Annotated in this window: 29 protein-coding genes; 14 read left to right on the top strand and 15 right to left on the bottom strand. The window is 72.6% G+C overall.

The window, feature by feature from the left end:
- Positions 1 to 6: 6 nt before the first annotated feature.
- Positions 7 to 471: a hypothetical protein gene (locus ID554_RS09345; protein ID WP_117228713.1), complete on the top strand. Its 465-nt coding sequence runs from the start codon at positions 7 to 9 to the stop codon at positions 469 to 471.
- A 23-nt stretch (positions 472 to 494) separates the two neighbouring features.
- Here the strand turns inward: ID554_RS09345 and ID554_RS09340 are convergent, their stop codons facing one another.
- The 4 genes from ID554_RS09340 to ID554_RS09325 all read right to left on the bottom strand — a co-directional run bounded on the left by ID554_RS09340 (position 495) and on the right by ID554_RS09325 (position 3,015).
- On the bottom strand, positions 495 to 1,238 hold the full coding sequence (locus tag ID554_RS09340; RefSeq protein WP_117228604.1) for an HAD family hydrolase: 744 nt from the start codon (positions 1,236 to 1,238) through the stop codon (positions 495 to 497).
- A gap of 174 nt (positions 1,239 to 1,412) precedes the next feature.
- Complete coding sequence (locus ID554_RS09335; RefSeq protein ID WP_223884502.1) at positions 1,413 to 1,553, bottom strand: hypothetical protein; 141 nt, start codon at positions 1,551 to 1,553, stop codon at positions 1,413 to 1,415.
- Positions 1,554 to 1,580: 27 nt separating this feature from the next.
- Positions 1,581 to 2,426, bottom strand: coding sequence for an SDR family NAD(P)-dependent oxidoreductase (locus ID554_RS09330; RefSeq protein WP_396888493.1), 846 nt, complete (start codon positions 2,424 to 2,426; stop codon positions 1,581 to 1,583).
- Positions 2,427 to 2,496: 70 nt separating this feature from the next.
- Positions 2,497 to 3,015 (bottom strand): DUF4190 domain-containing protein, encoded by a 519-nt coding sequence (locus ID554_RS09325; protein WP_117228606.1) that lies wholly within the window; start codon positions 3,013 to 3,015, stop codon positions 2,497 to 2,499.
- 187 nt (positions 3,016 to 3,202) lie between these two features.
- On the opposite strand from ID554_RS09325, the gene ID554_RS09320 reads away from it, so the two are divergent.
- Positions 3,203 to 4,039, top strand: a complete 837-nt coding sequence (locus ID554_RS09320; protein ID WP_396888544.1) for an SDR family NAD(P)-dependent oxidoreductase — start codon at positions 3,203 to 3,205, stop codon at positions 4,037 to 4,039.
- A 6-nt stretch (positions 4,040 to 4,045) separates the two neighbouring features.
- Here ID554_RS09320 and ID554_RS09315 read toward each other — a convergent pair whose 3' ends face one another.
- From ID554_RS09315 to ID554_RS09305, 3 genes are all read right to left on the bottom strand, one after another.
- Positions 4,046 to 4,561, bottom strand: coding sequence for a DUF4190 domain-containing protein (locus tag ID554_RS09315; RefSeq protein WP_117228608.1), 516 nt, complete (start codon positions 4,559 to 4,561; stop codon positions 4,046 to 4,048).
- A 106-nt stretch (positions 4,562 to 4,667) separates the two neighbouring features.
- The gene (locus ID554_RS09310) at positions 4,668 to 5,075 is read right to left on the bottom strand and encodes a CoA-binding protein (RefSeq protein WP_117228609.1); all 408 of its coding nucleotides are present in this window, start codon (positions 5,073 to 5,075) and stop codon (positions 4,668 to 4,670) included.
- Positions 5,076 to 5,104: 29 nt separating this feature from the next.
- On the bottom strand, positions 5,105 to 6,148 hold the full coding sequence (locus ID554_RS09305; RefSeq protein WP_117228714.1) for an Rv2578c family radical SAM protein: 1,044 nt from the start codon (positions 6,146 to 6,148) through the stop codon (positions 5,105 to 5,107).
- 92 nt (positions 6,149 to 6,240) lie between these two features.
- Between ID554_RS09305 and ID554_RS09300 the strand changes: the two genes are divergently transcribed.
- Entirely contained in the window at positions 6,241 to 6,645 is a 405-nt protein-coding gene (locus tag ID554_RS09300; protein ID WP_117228610.1) for a thiol-disulfide oxidoreductase DCC family protein, read from the top strand.
- On the opposite strand, the gene ID554_RS09295 is transcribed toward ID554_RS09300, so the two are convergent.
- From ID554_RS09295 to trxA, 3 genes are all read right to left on the bottom strand, one after another.
- Complete coding sequence (locus tag ID554_RS09295) at positions 6,624 to 7,520, bottom strand: HTTM domain-containing protein (protein WP_117228611.1); 897 nt, start codon at positions 7,518 to 7,520, stop codon at positions 6,624 to 6,626. The genes ID554_RS09300 and ID554_RS09295 overlap by 22 nt on opposite strands.
- Complete coding sequence (locus ID554_RS09290; RefSeq protein WP_117228715.1) at positions 7,517 to 7,957, bottom strand: hypothetical protein; 441 nt, start codon at positions 7,955 to 7,957, stop codon at positions 7,517 to 7,519. Before ID554_RS09290 ends, ID554_RS09295 begins: the two co-directional genes overlap by 4 nt.
- Positions 7,958 to 8,095: 138 nt before the next feature.
- Positions 8,096 to 8,458, bottom strand: a complete 363-nt coding sequence (trxA, locus tag ID554_RS09285; protein ID WP_117228612.1) for a thioredoxin — start codon at positions 8,456 to 8,458, stop codon at positions 8,096 to 8,098.
- Between the two features lie 540 nt (positions 8,459 to 8,998).
- On the opposite strand from trxA, the gene ID554_RS09280 reads away from it, so the two are divergent.
- The 9 genes from ID554_RS09280 to ID554_RS09240 all read left to right on the top strand — a co-directional run bounded on the left by ID554_RS09280 (position 8,999) and on the right by ID554_RS09240 (position 16,137).
- Positions 8,999 to 9,475 carry a hypothetical protein gene (locus ID554_RS09280; RefSeq protein ID WP_117228613.1) on the top strand — a complete coding sequence of 159 codons (477 nt, stop codon included), beginning with the start codon at positions 8,999 to 9,001 and terminating at the stop codon, positions 9,473 to 9,475.
- Positions 9,476 to 9,533: 58 nt separating this feature from the next.
- Complete coding sequence (locus ID554_RS09275; protein ID WP_117228716.1) at positions 9,534 to 10,157, top strand: TrmH family RNA methyltransferase; 624 nt, start codon at positions 9,534 to 9,536, stop codon at positions 10,155 to 10,157.
- A gap of 89 nt (positions 10,158 to 10,246) precedes the next feature.
- The gene (locus ID554_RS09270; RefSeq protein ID WP_317985219.1) at positions 10,247 to 10,963 is read left to right on the top strand and encodes a TFIIB-type zinc ribbon-containing protein; all 717 of its coding nucleotides are present in this window, start codon (positions 10,247 to 10,249) and stop codon (positions 10,961 to 10,963) included.
- A gap of 117 nt (positions 10,964 to 11,080) precedes the next feature.
- Entirely contained in the window at positions 11,081 to 11,239 is a 159-nt protein-coding gene (locus tag ID554_RS09265) for a hypothetical protein (RefSeq protein ID WP_007455302.1), read from the top strand.
- Positions 11,240 to 11,245: 6 nt separating this feature from the next.
- Positions 11,246 to 12,124: a PH domain-containing protein gene (locus ID554_RS09260; protein WP_117228614.1), complete on the top strand. Its 879-nt coding sequence runs from the start codon at positions 11,246 to 11,248 to the stop codon at positions 12,122 to 12,124.
- 100 nt (positions 12,125 to 12,224) lie between these two features.
- Positions 12,225 to 12,956 carry a SigE family RNA polymerase sigma factor gene (locus ID554_RS09255; RefSeq protein WP_191088765.1) on the top strand — a complete coding sequence of 244 codons (732 nt, stop codon included), beginning with the start codon at positions 12,225 to 12,227 and terminating at the stop codon, positions 12,954 to 12,956.
- A 56-nt stretch (positions 12,957 to 13,012) separates the two neighbouring features.
- A complete protein-coding gene (locus ID554_RS09250) occupies positions 13,013 to 14,218 on the top strand; it encodes a hypothetical protein (protein ID WP_117228615.1) in 1,206 nt (401 codons plus the stop codon).
- 24 nt (positions 14,219 to 14,242) lie between these two features.
- Positions 14,243 to 15,109: a PHP domain-containing protein gene (locus ID554_RS09245; RefSeq protein WP_117228616.1), complete on the top strand. Its 867-nt coding sequence runs from the start codon at positions 14,243 to 14,245 to the stop codon at positions 15,107 to 15,109.
- Between the two features lie 185 nt (positions 15,110 to 15,294).
- Positions 15,295 to 16,137, top strand: coding sequence for a RecB family exonuclease (locus ID554_RS09240; protein WP_396888543.1), 843 nt, complete (start codon positions 15,295 to 15,297; stop codon positions 16,135 to 16,137).
- A 73-nt stretch (positions 16,138 to 16,210) separates the two neighbouring features.
- On the opposite strand, the gene ID554_RS09235 is transcribed toward ID554_RS09240, so the two are convergent.
- Both ID554_RS09235 and ID554_RS09230 read right to left on the bottom strand, forming a co-directional pair.
- A complete protein-coding gene (locus tag ID554_RS09235) occupies positions 16,211 to 17,068 on the bottom strand; it encodes an oxygenase MpaB family protein (protein WP_117228617.1) in 858 nt (285 codons plus the stop codon).
- 32 nt (positions 17,069 to 17,100) lie between these two features.
- On the bottom strand, positions 17,101 to 17,529 hold the full coding sequence (locus tag ID554_RS09230) for a Fur family transcriptional regulator (protein WP_117228618.1): 429 nt from the start codon (positions 17,527 to 17,529) through the stop codon (positions 17,101 to 17,103).
- A 196-nt stretch (positions 17,530 to 17,725) separates the two neighbouring features.
- Between ID554_RS09230 and ID554_RS09225 the strand changes: the two genes are divergently transcribed.
- On the top strand, positions 17,726 to 18,211 hold the full coding sequence (locus ID554_RS09225) for a DUF2231 domain-containing protein (RefSeq protein WP_117228720.1): 486 nt from the start codon (positions 17,726 to 17,728) through the stop codon (positions 18,209 to 18,211).
- Positions 18,212 to 18,224: 13 nt separating this feature from the next.
- Here ID554_RS09225 and ID554_RS09220 read toward each other — a convergent pair whose 3' ends face one another.
- On the bottom strand, positions 18,225 to 18,581 hold the full coding sequence (locus ID554_RS09220; protein WP_117228619.1) for a hypothetical protein: 357 nt from the start codon (positions 18,579 to 18,581) through the stop codon (positions 18,225 to 18,227).
- 126 nt (positions 18,582 to 18,707) lie between these two features.
- On the opposite strand from ID554_RS09220, the gene ID554_RS09215 reads away from it, so the two are divergent.
- The gene (locus ID554_RS09215) at positions 18,708 to 18,884 is read left to right on the top strand and encodes a hypothetical protein (protein WP_191088764.1); all 177 of its coding nucleotides are present in this window, start codon (positions 18,708 to 18,710) and stop codon (positions 18,882 to 18,884) included.
- Between the two features lie 23 nt (positions 18,885 to 18,907).
- Here ID554_RS09215 and ID554_RS09210 read toward each other — a convergent pair whose 3' ends face one another.
- The gene (locus ID554_RS09210) at positions 18,908 to 19,270 is read right to left on the bottom strand and encodes an FmdB family zinc ribbon protein (protein ID WP_117228721.1); all 363 of its coding nucleotides are present in this window, start codon (positions 19,268 to 19,270) and stop codon (positions 18,908 to 18,910) included.
- A 64-nt stretch (positions 19,271 to 19,334) separates the two neighbouring features.
- Positions 19,335 to 19,964 carry a 5-formyltetrahydrofolate cyclo-ligase gene (locus ID554_RS09205; RefSeq protein ID WP_223884501.1) on the bottom strand — a complete coding sequence of 210 codons (630 nt, stop codon included), beginning with the start codon at positions 19,962 to 19,964 and terminating at the stop codon, positions 19,335 to 19,337.
- Positions 19,965 to 20,062 lie beyond the last annotated feature (98 nt).

Below are 20,062 nucleotides of genomic sequence, written 5' to 3'. Positions count from 1 at the left end.
GAGGCGATGAAGAAGGCCTCGGTGGCCTGGGTCGCGGTGGCGGGCGGACCGTCGCTCGCCCTGTGGTGCGTGCCCCTGGAGAGTGCGCTGTTCGTGGTCAGCGGCCCGGGGGAGCAGTCCGCCGCCGGGCTGGCCGAGGCCGACGAGGCCCGGGTGACGCTCCGGGGCGACCACGGCGGCGCGATCGTCACCTGGCCGGCCCGGGTGACCCGGGTACTGCCCGGCACCGACGAGTGGGACACCCTGGCCCCGCTGGTGGGGGCGAAGCGGCTGAACGCGCCGGGCCCCACCGCCGACCTGGTCGCCCGCTGGGCCGCCGACGGCTGCGCACTGGTCCGGCTCACCCCCGGCGGCCAGCCGGTGCAGGGCACCGACCTGCCCGCCGACTCGCTCGCCGAGCCACCCCGGCCCTCGCCGGCCGTACGGGCCGTCCGCAAGCCGTTTCGGCTGCACCGCGTCCGGCGTCCCTGACCGGTCGCCGCGCTCCTGGTCGGCTACCGCACCGTCACCGGTGCGGCCCGCCCGGCCGGCATCCGCTGCCGCCGGCCGGCACCCGCCGACTCGACCAGCTCGATCACCTCGCCGAGGGTGCCCAGCTCCCGACCGGTCCAGGCGGTGTCGACGTTGAAGACCAGATGGTCGACCAGATCCGGGGTGGCCAACCGGGCCGCGCTCAGCCCGGCCCGCTGCGCGCCGGTCAGCTCCTGACTGCCGCCGTCGCCCACGTACAGGCAGTCCTCCGGACGCAGACCCAGCCGCGCGCAGGCCGCCAGATAGAGCGCGGCATCCGGTTTGCAGCGCCCCACCTGCACCGAGTAGATCCGCACGTCCAGCAGTGGCGCGACGGCCAACTCCGGCAGGAACACCGGCAACTCGTGCGTGCAGTCGCTGATCACACCGGTGCGTACCCCCCGCTCCCGCAACGCCCGCAACGTCGGCACCGCCTCGTCGCGCAGACGCGTGTCGGTGCGTACGGCGTCCAAGCGGGCGGCCGCCGCCGCGTGCAGCGCCTCCTCGGTCGGCCGTACGCCGGCCTGCTCGCACAACCAGCGCAGGGTGGCCTCGGCGCTGCCGAAACGCCCGCCGGCGCGCTCGTAGAATGTGCGGTCGAGCAGCTCGACGAAGGTCTCCGTCGGACATCCGAGCAGTCGGGCGGTGATGCGGTGACCGGGACCGCGCTGAACCGGACGGGTCAGCGTGCCGAAGAAGTCGAACAGCACCGCCTGGAACCTGGGCATGGGGAAGCGCCTCCGGGCGGGGGTGAGAGGGTCCCGACGGGCTGCGCATGATCGTAACGGAACGCTGACGGAAAGTGGTCATCGCGGCCCGCCGGGTCACTGCGGCTCCGGCGGACGCGGCCTCGGCACGCGACTGAGCCACCGCCCCGCCGCCGACCCGCGACGGGCGGCCGGTCAGACCTCGTGCACCTCCAGCACGCTGGTGTCCGGTGCCTCGTCACCCAGCGCCGCCCGCAACGCGACCCGCTCCGGGTCGACCAGGAACCCGGCGTGCCCGGCGCGGGTGTCGAACCGGACCCCGCGACCCCGTGCCACCCTCCGCGTCGGACGGCGGATCACGGCTCAGGCGGGGAGGCCGACCGCCGCCGCGCTGGCCGCCCAGAGCCGGGCCGCGAGCTGCGGGTCGGACGCCTTGCGCAGCGGCCGGCGCGGTCGGCAGTCGAAGTAGTAGCCGCCACCGATCAGACGGGCGCGGTCCTGGTTGGCCAGCCACACCAGGGTCCGCGCCCCCTTGACCGGCCCGCGCAGCGGCAACAGCCGCATCCCGAGGGAGACCAGGCGACTCTCGTTGCCGAACCGGGTCCGCACCACGCCGGGATGGAAGCAGTACGAGTCGACGTCCGGCCACCTCCGGGCCGCCTCCGCCGTGAACAGGATGTTGGCCTGCTTGCTGGTGCCGTACGCGCCCATCGGACGGAAGCGGCGCAGCGGCCGGTTCAGGTCGTCCGGGTCCAGTGTGCCGCTGCGGTGCGCGCCGGAGGCGGTCACCACCATCCGCCCGACCCGGTCGGCCAACAGGTTGCTGAGCAGGAACGGCGCCAGATGGTTGGCCTGGATGGACAACTCGAAACCGTCGACCGTGGTGATCGGCTGAAGCACGATCGCGCCCGCGTTGTTGGCCAACACGTCGATCCGGTCGTACGCGGCCCGCACCTGCTCGGCCAACCGCCGTACGTCGTCCAGGGCCGCGAAGTCGGCGCGGAACATTTCGGGACGCTCACCGGACGCCTCGCGTACCTCGTCGGCGGCCGCACGCAGCCGGGACGGGTCGCGCCCGACGAGTACCAACTGGTCACCGCGACGCGCCAGGTCGATCGCCGCAGCCAGTCCGATGCCGGAACTGGCTCCGGTCACCAGCACGAGTCGACGGCCATTGAGATCATCCGCAGGTCCATACACCCCGGTCACGGCACGAGATTACCGTGATCGCCGGACCGGCCGCCCGCCCCTGACTCCGGGTCGGGGCGGGCAGACCTGTTCAGACGGTGGTCGTCCTGGCAGCCCAGATGATGAAGATCGACACGTAGGCGAGCACCACCAGCACGATGAACCCGGTGAGGATCCAGCCGACGATGATGGCCGCCTTCGCCATTCCCTCGCCACCCTCGCCGGTCTCCCGGATCTGGCGCATCGCCACGTGCCCCATGATCGCGCCGATCGGTGCGGTGAAGCATGAGCCGATCCCGATCAGCGAGAGGATCAGCGCCACGATGGCCAGCGAGTTGGTGCTCTGCTGCGGGTAGCCGTAGCCGGGCGGGTAGCCGTACCCGAGCTGGGCCGGTGGCGGGTAGCCGGCGGGCGGGTACTGCGCGGGAGCCGGCGGGAGATCGGACTTCGCGGCGTACGGGTCGATCGGCGGGTAGGGGCCGGCCGGCCGGTACGGGTCGTACCCGGCAGGCTGAGCGGGGACCGACAGGAGAGGATCGGCCGGCGGACTGGAAGGCTGACCGGCCGACGCGGGGTCGGGCCAGCCACCGGCCGGTGGGGGCTGTGTCATCGGGCTCACTTCCGTCGCGATGCTGTGGCAGTCAGGGTAGCCACCACCGGGTAGGGCGCGACGCGCCCGGCAGCGGGTGCGCGTTGCCCGGCACGGCGGCAGCAGGCAGGATCGCGGCATGGGGATTGACGCGCGCGCGGCGGACCGTTCCGGCAACAGACCGAGGCGGGACGTCAGCCGGCCGGGTGTGGCCCGACGCCCCCGCCCGGTGATGACACCGAGCGCGGCGGACGACGACGCGCCGGCACCGCTGCCCGAGCCGGTGACCATGCGGTTGGACGGCAAGGTCGCCCTGGTCACGGGGGCAGGCAGCCCGGACGGCATCGGGTACGCAACCGCCCGCCGGCTGACCGACCTGGGTGCCCGGGTGGCGATCGTCTCCACCACACGACGCATCCACGAGCGGGCCGGCGAACTCGGGGTGACCGGCTTCGTCGCCGACCTCACCGACGAGTCGGAGGTCGGCGCGTTGGCCGACGCCGTCGCCGAGCAGCTCGGCGACGTGGAGGTCCTGGTCAACAACGCCGGACTGGCCAGCCGGGCGAGCCCGGAGGTGCTCCGGCCGGTCGCCCAGCTCAGCTACGAGGAGTGGCGGGCCGAGATCGACCGGAACCTGACCACCGCGTTCCTGTGCAGCCGGGCCTTCATCGGCGGGATGGCCGAACGCGGCTGGGGTCGCATCGTCAACCTGGCGGCCACCGCCGGGCCGGTCAACGCCCTGCCCACCGAGGCGGCGTACGCGGCGGCCAAGGCTGGGGTGGTGGGACTGACCCGGGCGCTGGCCATGGAGATGATCGCCGACGGGGTGACCGTCAACGCGGTCGCGCCCGGCACCATCTACACCGCAGCCTCCACCATGGCCGAGATCAAACAGGGATTGGGCACCCCGGTGGGCCGCCCCGGCACCCCCGACGAGGTGGCCGCGGCGATCACCTTCCTCTGCTCACCGGCGGCGTCGTACATCACCGGGCAGATGCTGGTGGTCGACGGCGGCAACAGCGTACGGGAGGCGCGGTTCCGCTGACCGTCCTCAGGTGTTGGTGCCGGGCGAACCGGCCCAGATGACCAGCGCCAACCAGCCGCAGCAGGCCACCAGGTAGAGCCCGGTGAAGATGTAGCTGAGCGCCAGCCCCCAGGTGGTGAGCTGATCGCCCTCCTCACCGCTGGTGCGGAGCTGGCGCTTGGCCAGATGGCCGAGGGCGATACCGGCCGGGGCGAACACGAACGCGAAGACCAGCGACAGGATGGCGAGCACGTTGGTGCCCCCGCCGCCCTGCTGCGGTGACGGCGGGCCGTACTGCCCGTAGGGGCCCTGCGGCGCGTACGGCGGCTGCTGCCCCCACTGCTGCCCGTGCGGCGGCTGTCCCGGATGCTCGTACGACGGCTGCCCGTACGACGGCTGCCCGTAGTGCTCGCTCGACGGCTGCTGCCCGTACTGGTCCTGCCCGTACTGCTCACCCGGCGACTGGCCGTACGGCGGCTGTTGACCTCCGGGCGGTGGCTCGTAGGGCGACGGCGGCTGGTCCGGCTCCGGTGGCTGGCTCACGCTCTTCGACGTTACCCGCAGTGGCGGACCTTGTCCCCACGGTTGTCATGAAGGCGCCACCGTCAGGCGGGTACCCAAGCACTGCCGCCTCGACAGCCCAGCCCGGTCAGCTCAACCGGGTCAGTCCGGCGGCGGCGCGCTCGACGACCAGGCAGCGGTCCTCGACGTAGTCGATACCGGCCTGCTGCGCGATCTCCCGCGCCTGCGCGGAGACGATGCCGAGCTGCAACCAAACCGCCGGGGCACCGATCGCCACCGCCTGACGGACCACGTCGACGGCGTCCTCCGCCGGCCGGAACACGTCGACCAGGTCGACCGGGTGCGGGATGTCGGCCAGGGAGCGGTACACCGGCTCGCCGAACAGTTCCTCGGCGGTCGGGTTGACCGGGATGATCCGCCAGCCGTACCGCTGCATCTCGGCCGGCACGCTGTGCGCGGCCTTGCTCGGGTCACGGGACGCACCCACGACGGCGATCACGGCGGAGTCGGCGAGGATCTGCTGAGCGGAACGCACCAGCCGACTCTATCCACGTCCCGGACCCGTCAGAGCAGGCTGAGCTGTTCCGGGACGGTCGGTGTGGCCGTCGTCACCTGACGGTGCTCACTCCGATCCGGCCGGTGCAGCCCGTGCCGCCGGGCGGCGATCCGGACCCGGGCGGTCAGCTCCCGCTGGTACGACTGCGGGGCGTACGCGCCCGCCCGGTACAACTCCCGGTAGCGGGGCACCAGATCGGGGTGCTCCCGGGCCAACCAGTGCGCATACCACTCGCGGGCGCCGGGGCGCAGGTGCAACGGCAGCGGCGTCACGCTGGCCGCCCCGGCCCCGGCGATCGCCGCGACGGTCGCGTCGATCGACTCGTCGGAGTCGCTGAGGCCGGGCAGGATCGGTGCCATCAGCACCCCCACCGCGAAGCCGGCGTCGGCGAACCGGCGTACGGCGTCGAGTCGCCGCCGGGGGCCCGGGGTGCCGGGTTCGACCGACCGCCACAGCCGCTCGTCGACGAAGCCCACCGAGAACGACACCCCGACCCGGGTGACCTCGGCCGCCTGCCGCAACAGGGGCAGGTCGCGCAGGATCAGCGTGCCCTTGGTGAGGATCGAGAACGGGTTCGCGAAGTCGCGCAGCGCCTCGATGATCGGTGGCATGAGGCGGTAGCGGCCCTCGGCCCGCTGGTAGCAGTCGACGTTGGTGCCCATCGCCAGGTGCGCGCCCCGCCAGCGCGGCGCTGCCAGCTCCCGCCGGACCAACTCACCGGCGTTGACCTTGACGACCACCTGCCGGTCGAAGTCCGCCCCGGCATCGAAGTCAAGGTAAGTATGGGTATTCCGGGCAAAACAGTATAAACATGCATGACTGCATCCCCGGTACGGGTTGATCGTCCACTCGAACGGGACTCGGGAGGTGCCGGGGACCCTGTTCAGGATCGACTTGGCGCGCACCTCGTAGAAGGTCATGCCCGCGAAGTCGGGGGTGTCGAAGGTGCGTACGACCGCGTCGGGCAGCGCCAGCGGCAGGGGTGGCGTCGCTGGCGCTGCCCGTCCGGGAACTCCCTCGTCCGGGGGAGCGGCGAGGTTCTCCCAGCGCATGACCGTCATTCGAACACACGTACGACAAGGGTGCAAGTGGCGCGCCGGACACTGCGGTGTCAACGGGCCGGTGGCGGGGGAGGATGGCAGGCATGAAGAGGTCGACCTTCGTCTACGACGGGGACTGCGCGTTCTGCACCCGCTGCGCCGAGTTCATCGAGCGGCGGATCCCGACCGGTGCCACGGTGCTGCCCTGGCAGTTCGCCGACCTCGACCGGCTCGGGCTGACCGAGACCGAGTGCGAGGAGGCGGTGCAGTGGGTCGGCGTCGACGGGCACCGGTCCGCCGGCCCGGACGCGATCGCCGCGCTGCTCGCCGGCAGTGGCCGGCTCTGGCGGATCGCCGGGGCCGGGCTGCGGTTCCCGCCGGTACGCGCCGCCGCCTGGTCGGTGTACCGCTGGGTGGCCCGCAACCGGCACCGGATGCCCGGCGGTACGGCCGCCTGTTCGCTGCCCCAGGAGACGCGCGACCGCCTCTACGGTCCGTCGACCGGCTGAGTCCCGGATCCCGTTGGCGACGGCTCGGCGCGCGGATGTGGCGGCTCGGTGCGGCGGGCCAGCAGCCGTCGCGCCAGGATCACCGGACGGACCTTCTCCAGCGGCAGGAAACTGGTCATGGCGACCAGGTGCGGCGCGAACGAGATGGTGATCGTGGCGATGGTGACCAGGTGGAACGAGTAGAAGAAGGCGACCGTGGCGTGTCGCCACCGCTCCGGCAGTACGAAGATCGCCGGGCTGAGCAGTTCGAAGGCGAGGATGCCGAACTGGGCGACGAGCAGCAGGTGCGGCACCTGGGCGAGCAGGTCGGCCAGGTCGGTGCCCCGCCGGATGATCGCCTTCGCCAGCACCGAGCCGGTCGCCCAGTCCAGGCCGCCGAAGCGGAACTTGGCCAGGGCGGCGAGGAAGTAGGTGCAGATCACCGCGATCTGGGTGACCCGCAGGGCCCAGCCACCGGCCTCGGTGGGCGTCGGGTCCCCGTGCCGGGCACGGCCTGCGGTGGGTAGCACCGCGAGCGCGACGAGCAGGGCGAACCGGTCGTGGTCCACCTTCCCGTAGCTCATCGCGACGATCATCCACTGGAAGTAGAGGGCGAAGACCGTCCAGCCCAACAGCCGGGGAGCGCGCCCGGTGGCGGCGACCAGGGCGAGCAGCAGCAGCGCCCAGAAGACGACGCCGACCAGCGCCGGACTCGGGGTGGGCAGCGGTAGCAGGCGGCCGATGAACAGCGGCTGGTACATGTCGCCGGGCACGTCCACCTTGGCGCGTACCCAGGGGGTGAAGACGACCAGGTCGGCGGCGACGAAGAGGTAGATCAGGGTGCGGAAGGCGGCTACCCGGCCGCGTGGCACGGCCTCGGTCAGCCAGCGGATCACGGGGCCACCTGCCAGCGCACGACTGTCTCGTCGGACCACTGTCCGGTGGGCCGGCGGTCGGTGATGTCGTGCCAGCGGATCACGATCCGGACCTCGGTCAGCCGGGGCGCGTCGGGATGACGCCGTTCGTACGCGTCGGCGACCTCGCGCAGGCGGGTCGGGTCGGCGACGTAGTGGGCCTGCTGGCCCTCGATCTCGGCGCGGCGGATGCCGGTGGCCCGCTCGCCGAGGTCGACCACGGCGCCGGTGAGGTCCACGCCCTCGACCCGGGTGTCCGGGGCGTCGGCGTCGGCCGGGTCCGAGGTGGAGTACATCCGGAAGGGGCCGAACGGGAAGTGGTCGTCGTCGCCCCAGGCCGTCCCGGCGAGCAGGAGGGTCAGGCCGAGCGCGGTCGCCGCCACCCGGATCGTGCGGCCGTGGCTCGTCAACGCATCCATCGGGTGCCGAAGATACGGCACGGACGGCCTGGTGCGGCTCCCGTCGACCGGCCCGTGTCCCAGCTGTGACGAGTCGGGCCGGTGAAAGCGCCGACGGCCGGGCCCCCGGTCTCGGGGCCCGGCCGTCGGCGTGGGAGGTCAGTGGTTGTGCTCGGCGAGCTTCTTGCGTACGTCGTCCATGTCGAGGGCCTGGACCTGCTCGATGAGGTTCTCCAGGGCCGACTCGGGCAGCGCGCCGGGCTGCGCGAAGACGATCACGCCGTCGCGGATGGCCATGATGGTCGGGATCGAGCGGATGTCGAACTTGGCGGCGAGGCTCTGCTGCGCCTCGGTGTCCACCTTGCCGAAGGTGATCTCGGGGTGCTTGTCCGAGGAACGCTCGTAGACCGGGGCGAACCGCTTGCACGGGCCGCACCATTCGGCCCAGAAGTCGACCAGCACGATGCCGTCGCTCTCGGTCACCTGGTCGAAATTAGCGGTGGTCAGCTCGACGGTTGCCATGTCTATCTCTCCGATCACGCGGAACGTCTACGCCTGGTGGAACCCGACCGTACCCCGAGGCATTCCCGCCGGGCTGCCACCAAAACCCGGGGCCTGGCCGCCTTGGGAGCCTTTGTCCGCATCGACCGTCATCGGTCTCGCGACGCGTCCGCAGATCGCAATTGCACGTCGCAATTGCGTGACCGGTTGTGATGGGAGCGGTTCCAAGGAGATCGGGCCCTGTTACTGCTACGACACGGTAACTTTGGCGTTGACAAGCGCCGATTCGACCTGCGGAGATCGCTTCTGGGCGGACATTTGGTCACGTTGGGTAATGTAACGAAAAGGTAAATGTGACCCCGGTCTCTGTGCAGTCAGGCGCTCCTCCGGCAGAATCTTGAGGCATCAGAGCGTGGGCGGCGGGTGCCGGGGAGGGCCCCGCCGCTCATTGCGTCCAGCCCCGGTTCGACCGCTGAGTCCGACCCGGCGCGGCCACCGCCGAACGACTTTTTCCCGCCTCCGGACCGACCCGGCGCATATGATCGAGCCGGAGGTCCCGCCATGAGCGAGCGCAGCGAGCAGGTCATGATCGCCGTGGGCTATTCCGCCACCGAGTGGGAGTTGCTCACCGGGCTGCCCGGCCGGGTGATCGTGGTCGCCGCCCGGCCCGGGCCGGGGCGCGCGTACTCACCGGTGGCCGCCGGGCTCGCCGGTCTGGACGCGGTGGCGGCCGGCCGGGTCTTCGACAGCGATCTCATCCGGGCGGTGGTGGCCGCCATCTACGCGCGCCACGACGGCGCGTCGGAGGCCGGCGTGGGCCCCGGCGACCCGGTGGACCTGCTGGCGGCGTGTCGGACGGCGGTACGGGTGCTGGAGCGGCGGGCCGACCCGGCCGACTCGGCGGCGTACCGGCAGTGGGTGCAGTCGGTGGGTGCCCGGGTGTGCCGTACCGCGTCGGCGGCAGTGCCGGACGTGGCGCTGGCCCCGGCCGACCGCCGGTTCCTCGACCGGCTCGGCGGCGCGCTCGCGCTGCGCTGAGCCTTCTGCCGCGCACACCTCGCCGGGGTCGGCGCGGCGGCGCGTACCCTGCGTGGTCGTGATCGGTGAGCAGCTTGACGTCGGTGTTGGCCCGTGGCCCGGCGACCTGCCGGACGACCCCCGCTACGACCCGGAGCTGCTCGCCGAGGGCGACCGGCGCAACGTGGTCGACCGCTACCGGTACTGGCGGCGCGAGGCGGTGGTCGCCGACCTGGACCGGCGGCGGCACGACTTCCACGTGGCGATCGAGAACTGGCAGCACGACTTCAACATCGGCACGGTGGTCCGCAACGCCAACGCCTTCCTCGCTGCCGAGGTGCACATCGTCGGACGCCGCCGGTGGAACCGGCGCGGTGCCATGGTGACCGACCGCTACCAGCACGTACGGCACCATGAGACGATCGAACAGTTCGCCTGCTGGGCGGCCGGGCAGGAGCTGCCGCTGGTCGGCATCGACAACCTGCCCGGTTCGCGTCCGATGGAGACCACCACACTGCCCCGGCGCTGCGTGCTGCTGTTCGGTCAGGAGGGTCCCGGCCTCTCCGACGCCGCGCGGGCCGCCTGCGACCAGCTCTTCTCCATCGCCCAGTACGGTTCGACCCGGTCCATCAACGCGGGCGTGGCGAGCGGGATCGCGATGCACGCCTGGATCCGCACGCACGCCGGGTCGCCCCCGGACTAGAACCAACGCGACGGCGGCGCTGCCGGTCCCGGCCGAGTCGCTCGCGCGCCACGCGGGGCAATGAGGCCGCTCCGCTTGACGGCTCGCCCGTGCGGGGCGACGGTGGAGTGGTGACTGTTGCGGTGAGTTGTCCCAGATGTGGGGGGTCCGTGCGGGCGCCGGACCTGATGCACGCCGAGTCGCGCTGTCCGGACTGCGGGCCGGTGGCGCCGCTGCACGTACCCGAGCACATCGGCGCCGAGATCGTGGCCAGCGTCGTGGAACGGATCCAGTCGACGGCGCAGCCGGAGCAGCCGCCCGTCCCGCTGTGGTGCCCCTGGCCGCTGCCTCCGGGCTGGACCACCACCGGCGTGGCGTGGGCCGGTGACGACCGGATCGGGGTACGCGCCACCGCGGTCGCCTGTGCCGGCCCGGCGCCGCTGGGCGGTGGACCGGCCGATCTGGTCTTCGTGGCCGAGGAGCCGGGCGTCGGGCTCGGCACGCGGTACGCGGGGGTACTCGGCCCGGACGCCGGCCCTGAGTTGGCCGAGGCGTTGACCGATCCCGGTCCGGGGCATCCCGGTCATGTCGGGCGCGCGGGAATCCGGGTCGCTGGGCATCCCACTCCACTGTGGCTCGTGAGTTCACTGACAGATCGAAGCGCGTACGCCGGCGAGGCTCGGGGAATGTGGCTGTATGCGATAGCCTGGCCGGCGAGTGCGGGGCATCTGCTCGCCGAGGACGTGATGTTGCACGACCTGGTCGAGTGGACGCCGCCCGAACTCGTGTACGGCGCACCATCTCCGTACCTGCACGGGAAGGCGTGACTGCCTCCCCGGAATGTCGGAGAACGGACGCAGATATTCACGGTAAGACACCACGCTGATACTCTGGGTGCCGCTGCGGTAATTGGAACCCGGCGCCGTGCGAGAGGATGGCCCGCCATGGTCAAGAAGGTCCTCACCTGGGCCGGTATCGCATTCTTGATCTTCTTCGTCGCCTACCGGCCAAATTCCGCCGCAGACGTCTTCAAGTCTCTGGGCGGCGGGATCATGGACATAGCCCAGGGGTTCGGCGACTTCTTCACCAGCCTGGTCGCCTAGCCTCCGATGGGAAGCCCCTCCGGCCCACCCTTCGACCCCGACGACCCCGACCGGGCGCGCCGGGAACGCGACACCGAGCCGATACCCCGGATCGATCCTGACGACGGTCCGGGCTTCGGGTCCGGTGCGCGTCTCTCCGACGGGCCCGCCTTCTCCGACGACGCCGGCTACGGCGACGGTCCCGCCTACTACGCGGGTCAGGCCCGCTCCGAGCGAGCCTGGGCACGAGATCCCGAGGGCGGCTATCAGCCCCCGCAGATCTCCGAGGAGGAACTGGCCGGGCTGCGCTCCGACGCCAGCGGCATGGCGCCCCGGCGGGTACTGCCGCTGGAGGACGAGCCCAGCTCGCTGGTCGCACGCTATCTCTTCCCGACCGAGCGTTACCGGGGCGAGTGGAAGCGGCACTGGATCCACCTCGTCACCCCGATCCTGATCGGCATCGCCGCCACTTTCGTGCTCGGCTACCTCTCCGGCTTCCTCGCCGGACAGAACGTCGGCGCGCTCACCACGATCGCCGTGCTGCTCTGGTTCGGTGTGATGGGCTGGGTGGCCTGGCGGGTCGCCGACTGGTGGTACGACCGGTTCATTCTGACCAACAAGCGGGTGATGGTCGTCAACGGCATCATCACCCGGCGGGTCGCGATGATGCCGCTGGTCCGGGTCACCGACATGAAGTACGAGCAGACGCCGGCCGGACGGGCACTCAACTACGGCACCTTCGTGCTGGAGTCGGCCGGTCAGGAGCAGGCGCTGCGCGAGGTCAAGAACCTGCCCAACCCCAACGAGCTCTACCTGCGTGTGGTCGAGGAGATGTACGAGCCGCAGGCGGTCGAGGCGCGGTTGGGCAAGGAGCAGGACGAGGCCAAGGCCGACGACGGGGCCTGAAACTTTCCGACCGAACATCGGAGTCACTGCGCACCTTTCGCCCTCGACCCGCTACCCCGCGCCGTGGCAGGCTGCCGAGCAGGATCAGTTCGGGGGGGGCGTGGGCGGCAGCAATCCGCTGGAGGACGAGTTCCGTGACTTCGTCACGGCCCGTTCCGCCGCGCTGCTGCGCACCGCTTCCCTGCTCACCGGTGACTGGGGCACCGCCGAGGACCTGCTCCAGACCGCGCTGACCAAGACCTACCTGGCCTGGAAACGGCTCGGCGGCATCGAGGCCATCGAGCCGTACGCCCGGCGCGTCATGGTCAACACGTCGACGAGTTGGTGGCGGCGACGCTGGCACGGCGAGCGCCCGACCGAGGTGCTGCCGGAGCGTGCCGCCGCCGACGCGATCGAGCACCAACTCGACCGCGACGCGCTGTGGCGACACCTGCGCGCGTTGCCGGCCCGACAGCGCGCGGTGCTGGTGCTGCGCTACTACGAGGACATGTCCGAGGCGCAGACCGCAGCCCTGCTGGAGATCTCGCCGGGCACCGTCAAGAGCCAGACCTCCCGCGCGCTGGCCACCCTGCGGCGGCGGATCGGCGCGGAGGAGGAGATCACGATCCCCGGCGCATCGGCGGCCCCGCCCGGTCCGGCCGCCCGCCGGCCCGGTCGCCCGTCCGCCCGGTCCGCGTCGTCTGCCCGGCCCCGGCCGGCCGCCCGAGCCGACGCACCGCTTCCGGCAGGCCGACCCGACGCGCAGGTTCCGGCCCTGCGACCCGACGTACCGCCCGAGGCGGCGGCGTCGCTGCGGAAGCCGGACGACGCCCTGGTCGGTGAGCACCGGTGAACACCGTTTCCGGAGGTCGTGACAACCAGAGCGGGACCCCGGATCGTTTCGTCCACATGTCGCAGGACGAGCTGGAGCGCGCCGTCCGGGAGACGTTCTCCCGGCAGGTGGCGACCCCGTGCGCCCCGCGCGACCCGGCGAGTGCGCTGCTCCGCCGGGCCCACCGCGTCCAGCGTCGCCGCACGCTGGCCGGTATGAGCCTGGCCGCGTCCGCGATCGTGCTGGTCAGCGCCGGTGCGATGCAACTACGCGAGGACCGCCCGCCGACCGGTGCCGACACCGTCGTGATCGCCGACCCGAACCCGGCACCGGACACGTACCGCACCAGCCTCCCGCCGCCTGGCCCGAGCACCGAGACCCCGCTGGCCGAGGTCGACCTGGTGCTGGGCCGGACGATCGCCACCGCGCAGGGACGCCGGGTGCCCCTGCTCGGGACCGGCGCGGTGCAGCGGGTGCACCGGCTCACCGACGGGCGAGGCTGGCTGGCCGTCGGTGAACCGTCGCTGTCGGGTCGGTCGCTGTGGGCGGTGGCGCCCGACGGCACCGCCCGGATGCTGCTGGCGGGCGCCGCCGAAATCGTCCTCGACCGGCACGGCCGGCAGGTCGCCTGGAAGCAGGACCGGGTGCTGGCCGCCGCCGGCATCGCCAACGGCGTGCTGATCAGCACGGTACGCGCCGAGGCGCCGGCCACCGCCGTACCGCTGCGGTTCGTCGACGGCGCGGTGCTGGTGCGGCTCGACCCCGACCTCCCCGGGCACGTGCTGTGGCCACTGCGTCCGGGCCTGCTCGACGAGGGCACGGACCGGACCAGCCTGCGCGTATTCGGCGCGTTGCCCGACGGACGACTGGTCGGCGAGGTGCCCGCCGGCCTCACCGAGGGCACCTGCCTGACCCTGCTCGACCCGGCCGACGTCCGCGCGCCCGAGCAGCCCGCCTGCGGCCCTGCGATCGGGGGCGACGGCGTCGGAGCGGTCTCCCCCGACGGGCGATGGTTGCTGGTCAACGGGCGCGCCGGTAAGCAGGACTCGGCCCTGTTGGTCGACCTGACCCGACTCGACCCGTCCGTCCCGGCCCATCCGGCCGGACCACCGATGAACGGCACGGTGTCCTGGAACCGGCCGGACGTGGCGCACTACGCCGACGCGGCCGGTGCCCTGGTCCGGGTGGACGCCGAGCGGGTCAGCGCCGGCCGTCCCGCCGTCCCGGTCACCGTCGCCGGCCTGCGCCGCGACGAGCCGTTGGTGGTGGTGACCGGTGGCTGACCGTGGGCCCGGTAGCGTCGGGCGATGACCCCCCGGATCGACCTGCACTCCCACTCCACAGCCAGCGACGGCACGCTCGCTCCTGCCGAGCTGGTCCGGGCCGCTGCCGAAGCCGGGCTGGCCGTGGTGGCGATCACCGACCACGACACCACCGCCGGCTGGGCACCGGCCGTGCGGGCGCTGCCGCCCGGGCTTCGACTGGTACGCGGCGCGGAACTGTCCTGCCGCTGGTACGGCGACCAGCCGCCACTGTCGCTGCACCTGCTGGCGTACCTGTTCGACCCGGACCATCCGGAGCTGGTCGCCGAGTTGGCCCGGATGCGGGCCGCCCGGCTGACCCGTGGCGAACGCACCGTGGCGCTGCTGCGTGCCGACGGCGTCGACGTGCGATGGCCGGAGATCCTCGCTGCGGCAGGCGGTGGGGCGGTGGGTCGGCCGCACATCGCGCAGGCGCTGATCCGGGCCGGACTGGTCGCCACCACCAGCGCGGCGTTCGGGCCGGAGTGGCTGGGGGAGCGGTACCGCCTGCCGAAGGAGGACATCGACGTCTTTCAGGCGGTCCGACTGGTCCGGGCAGCCGGCGGGGTGCCGGTGTTCGCCCACCCCCGGGCCAGCCGACGCGGTCCGATCGTGCCGGACACGCTGATCGCCGAACTGGCGGCGGTCGGCCTGGCCGGTCTGGAGGCCGACCACGAGGACCACTCACCCGCCGAGCGGGCACACGTACGCGGGCTCGCCGCCGACCTGGACCTGCTGGTGACCGGGTCGTCGGACTTCCACGGCACACACAAGACCGTCCAGCTCGGCGCCTTCACCACCGCACCCGAGGAGTACGAGCGCCTCGTCGCCGCCTCGTCCGGGGTGACCGGAATCGCGTCGGGCTGCCACTGATCCTGCTGCTGGCCGCGATCGCCACCGTCGTGGCCCGATCAGGCGCAGCGCCGGCCGTGCGACTGTCGGGGGTGGATGGCAGGATCGTGGCCGTGCGACGAGCTTCCCCAGCAGGACGACCCGCGGCCGGTGGCCGTGCGCCCCGGCCCCGCGACGCGCAGCCCGAGCAGCTCGGCTTCGAGGGCATGCCGGAGCGGTTGTTCGTCTGCACCCCGAGCAGACTGGGTGCGTACGCGGACTGCCCCCGGCGCTACCGCCACGCGTACGTCGACCGGCCGGCTCCGCCGAAGGGGCCGCCGTGGGCGCACAACTCGCTCGGCGCCAGCGTGCACACCGCCCTGAAGAACTGGTACGCCCTGCCCGCCGACCGGCGTCGCCCGGAGGTGCTGCCCACCCTGCTCAAGGGCACCTGGGTACGCGACGGCTACCGCGACGACGCGCAGGAGCGGGACGTCTACCGGCGGGCACTGGGCTGGCTCGAAACGTACGTCGGAGGGCTCGACCCGGCCGACGAACCGGTCGGCGTGGAGCGGGTGGTGGCGACCAAGACCGGGGTGCTGGCGTTCAACGGGCGCACCGACCGGATCGACTCTCGACCCGGGCCGGACGGCCCCGAGTTGGTCATCGTCGACTACAAGACCGGCCGCACCGGGCTGGACGCGGACGACGCCCGGGGCTCGCAGGCGCTGGCGCTCTACGCGTACGCGGCCGAGCGGGTGTTCCGTCGGCCCTGCCGGCGGGTCGAACTGCACCACCTGCCCAGCGGCACGGTAGCCGCGCACGAGCACACCGCCGACTCGCTGGCCCGGCAGGTGACCCGGGCCGAGCAGACCGCCCAGGACATCATGGCCGCCGAGCGGTTGATCGCGGACGGCGGCGACCCGGACGCCGCCTTCCCGACCACGCCCAGCCCGCGCTGCGCCTGGTGCGACTACCGGCGGACCTGTCCGGCCGGTGCCGAACTGCCGGGCAAGGAGCCCTGGGCGGCCGTCGACCGCCCGGCCGAGCCGCCGGCCGGGCAGGGCTGAGTAATCGGCCGACGCTGAGCAAACGGCCGAGCGGAGCTGCGTGGCCGGCGGGTCAGGACCGGCCGTCGTCCGGTCAGCCGGAGAGGGCAGCCGACCGGGCCGCGCGTTCCTCGGCGGCGCGCCGCATCGGCCCTTCCCGCCAGTCGCGCGGCAGTGCGGTGAGGGCGAACCGGAGCGCGCGTACCGTCACCTCCGCCGAGAGGGCGGTGGTCGGCAGGCCCAGCCCGCCGTACAGTCGCCGGGCCCACCCGGGCAGCAGCGCCAGCGCGGTGCCGGCCACGCCCAGGTACGCCCACCTCAGCGGCCCGAGATTGAGCCCGACCCGGGCGGGCAGGCTGAGCTTCCACGGCAGCGGCGGCGCGGTCAGGAACAGGGCCGTCTCGGCGGCCTCCTTGGTCATCCGCAGCTCCGGGCGGACCCGGCGGTAGTACTCGGCCACCTCGGCGGCGGTGCCCGGCACCGTCTCCGGGTCGAGTCCGACCAGCGCGGCGGACCGGCGCTGCTCGGTGTAGTAGCCGTCCACCTCAACGTCGTCCAGTGGTACGCCGGCCCGACGCGCGGTGTCGAGGAACGACTCCACCTCGGTGACGTGCACCCAGCGCAGCAGGTCCGGCTCGTCGACCCGGAACCGCTGCCCGGTGGCCGGGTCGACGGCCGTCATCCGGGCGTGCAGCCGGCGCAGCCGCAACCCGGCCTCCTCCGCCTCGGCGGTGGTGCCGTAGACGGTGGTGCCCACGTAGTTGGCGGTGCGGACCAGCCGGCCCCAGGCGTCCCGGCGGTAGTTGCTGTTCTGGGCGACCCCGGCCATCGCCCTCGGGTGCAGCGCCTGGAGGTAGAGCGAGCGCAGACCGGCGAGGAGCAGGATCGGCTCCGCGTGCAGTTTCCAGGTGACCGAGTCGGGACCGAACAGGCCGGTGTCAGTGGAATCCACCCACCAAGCGTGCCACGCCCGGCTGCGCTCGCTCAGACGTCGGCGGAGCCGGGGGCCTGGCAAGCGGGGCAGAGCCCCCAGAAGGTGACCTCCGCCTCGTCGACCTGGAAGCCGGCTGCGGTGCGCGGATCCAGGCAGGGGGCGTCGCCGACGGCACAGTCCACGTCGGCGATCTCGCCGCAGCCCCGGCACACCACGTGGTGGTGGTTGTCGCCGACCCGGGCCTCGTAGCGGGCGGGGCTGCCGGCCGGTTCGATCCGGCGGGACAGCCCGGCCCGGGAGAGCGCCCCCAACACGTCGTAGACCGCCTGGATGGAGACCGAGTCGATCCGCTCCCGTACCCGTCGGGTGATCTCGTCGACGTCCAGGTGACCGCCGTCCGCCAACACGTCGAGTACGGCGAGGCGTGGCCGGGTGACCCGCAGGCCGTGCGACCGCAGCAGATCCTCACCACTGGACATGTGTCAATGACAGCACGGCCGCTTCACCCCGACAACAGACTGGCGGGTTCGGTGGCTCGGGCCACAGCCAGGCCGTTCGGGTGACAATCCGGTGAACCCTGAACGCCGGCGGCTCGTGTCAAGCAGGAGAGCGCTGGGGCGCAGCCACCCGGCCCGTACGCTGACATGTCACGATCACCTATCGCCGGAGGTGCCGATGTTCGAGAAGGCGCTGGGCCTGCCCATGCACGTGCTTGTCGTGCATGCGGTCGTGGTCTTCGTACCGCTGCTGGTGTTGCTCGCCGCCGCGTACATCGTGCTGCCGAGATTCCGTCCCCGCCTGGACTGGGCGGTGGCGATCCTCGCGGTCGTCGCGCCGATCACGGCGTTCGTCAGCGTGCAGTCCGGCGAGGCGTTGCAGGAGCGGCAGATCGCCCGGGGCTTCTCCGGCGAGATCATCGACCAGATGAACGCGCACGCCGCGTACGGTGACGTGCTGTTCCTGATCACCTTGGGGCTCGCCCTGGCGACGATCGTGCTGCTGGTGGCGACCAGCGGTCACCCCCGGGCGCCGAAGCTGCCGAACTGGCTGACCCCGGTGCTGTCGGTGCTGGTGATCGGGGCGGGTGTCGCCGCGCTCGTCTACGTCTGGCTCACCGGTCACTCCGGCTCCGAGATGGTCTGGGGCAACACCTTCGACTGACGGCCCGCCGCCGTCAGAAGAGCATCCGCGAGCAGAGCAGGCAGACCAACACCACGAGTACGGCGCCGGCGACCCCGCCGATCACCCAGGTCGTCCGCTGTGCCCGCTGCTCCTGCGCGTCCAGCGCTCCCATGTCCTGCGCGGGCAGCCGCCGTGGCGGTGCCGCCTGGAAATGCACCGGCGGACGCCATCCGGGTGGCGGCGCGATGGTGGGCGGCGGCCCGCTGTACCCGGCCACCCCCGTCCCGTGACCGTCCGGTGGACCACCGACCCGACCGCCCGGGCCGGTCGTGGTGCCCGCAGCGGGGGTCGGTGCCGTCGGCCGACGCCAGGGATCGTCGGAGGCCGGGCCGGGGTGGGGCGTCGTCACGTCGTCCGACGCTACCAACCCCCGGTGCGCCACGCCGTAGATTCCGCACCCGTGCTCACCGCAGCCGGTACGCCGGCATGATCGACGGGCTGGAGGCAGCCCGGGGTTGCGTTAGCCTTGGCGGTCGTGACGACTGGGGAACCGGGTGGGCGCGGCGACGACGATCGCGCGGTCGACCTGAGCGAGGACGACTTCGTGGTGCTGCCGGAGCAGAGCACCGACGACACCGATCGCGGCTGGGGCGAGCGGGCCGGTGGCAACGACGACTGGCTGCTCGCCGAGCGCCCGCCGCACTGGGACTGAGCGCCCGGGAGCGTCGCCCTGCGTCAGGAGGTGCTGGCCGCCGCCGGGGCCTTGCTCGTGCCGCCGCCAGATGAACTGCCCGAGGAGGCGCTGCTCCCGGAGGACGAACTGCCCGACGAGGAGTCCGAGCCGGTCGAGGAGGAAGACGACGACTCGGACGTACCCGACTTGCTTGGACTCGACGCGGTGTCGGTGCTCGCGGAGCCGTTGGAGCGGGAGTCGGTGCGATAGAAACCGGAACCCTTGAAGACGATGCCGACGGAGTTGAAGAGCTTCCGCAGCCGCCCCTCGCACGCGGGGCAGTCGGTCAGCGGCTCGTCGGAGAACGACTGCACCGCCTCGAGCTGGTGACCGCACGCGGTGCAGGCGTACTGGTACGTGGGCACGTTCTCCTCCGGATCTGACACGGCCGGTTGGCACTCGACGCATTCGAGTGCCAATGGTGCGTCATCAGGGCCCGGTTCGTCCAGCGGAAGTGTGGGGCGCGACACTGGTCGGCAGCGCGTGCAGGCCACCGCTCGGGGTGAGCGCCGCGCGTACCGGGCGGTCGTGCGGCTCGGCCGGGACCTCGTCGAGCAGTTCGCCGTCGTACAGGGGCGTGACCGTGAAAGCGGTCGCGGGCACCCGGGCCAGCGCCCGGTCGTACGAGCCGCCTCCCCGGCCCAGGCGTACGCCCCGGCGGTCGACGGCCAGGGCGGGCACCACGACCAGCTCGGCCGTGACGATCCCGTCGACACCGCGCCGAGGGGTGTCCGGCTCGCGGATGCCTCGACCGGCGGCGACCATCGCGCCGGCTCCCGCCCACGGGGCCCAGTCCAGGTCCAGGTCGTGGCGGAGCACCGGCAGCAGCAGCTCGGCGCCGGGCGGCAGCGCGTCAGCGAGCACCGCCGGCAGGCCCGGGCCGCCCGGCTCGCCGCCGACCGGGGCGTACGCGGCCACGCGGGTCGGCCGCAGGCGGCGTACCAGGGCCACCAGCTCGGCCTGGACCGCTTCGGCCGCGCTCTCGCGTTCGGCGACGGTGTACGCCCGGCGGCGAGCCAGCAACGTCACCCGGGCCGCCCGCTTCGCGTCATGCGTCACTTCCGCTCCTTCCGCAAATTCCGGCACGCAACACCCCTCACGCAACGCGTGTCACACCCTTGCGCTGTGTCAGCATCGCAGGCGACGGTCGCGCAACT

This window comes from Micromonospora craniellae, assembly GCF_014764405.1.
Lineage (GTDB): Bacteria > Actinomycetota > Actinomycetes > Mycobacteriales > Micromonosporaceae > Micromonospora > Micromonospora craniellae.
This window is presented reverse-complemented; position numbering and strand designations above follow the sequence as displayed.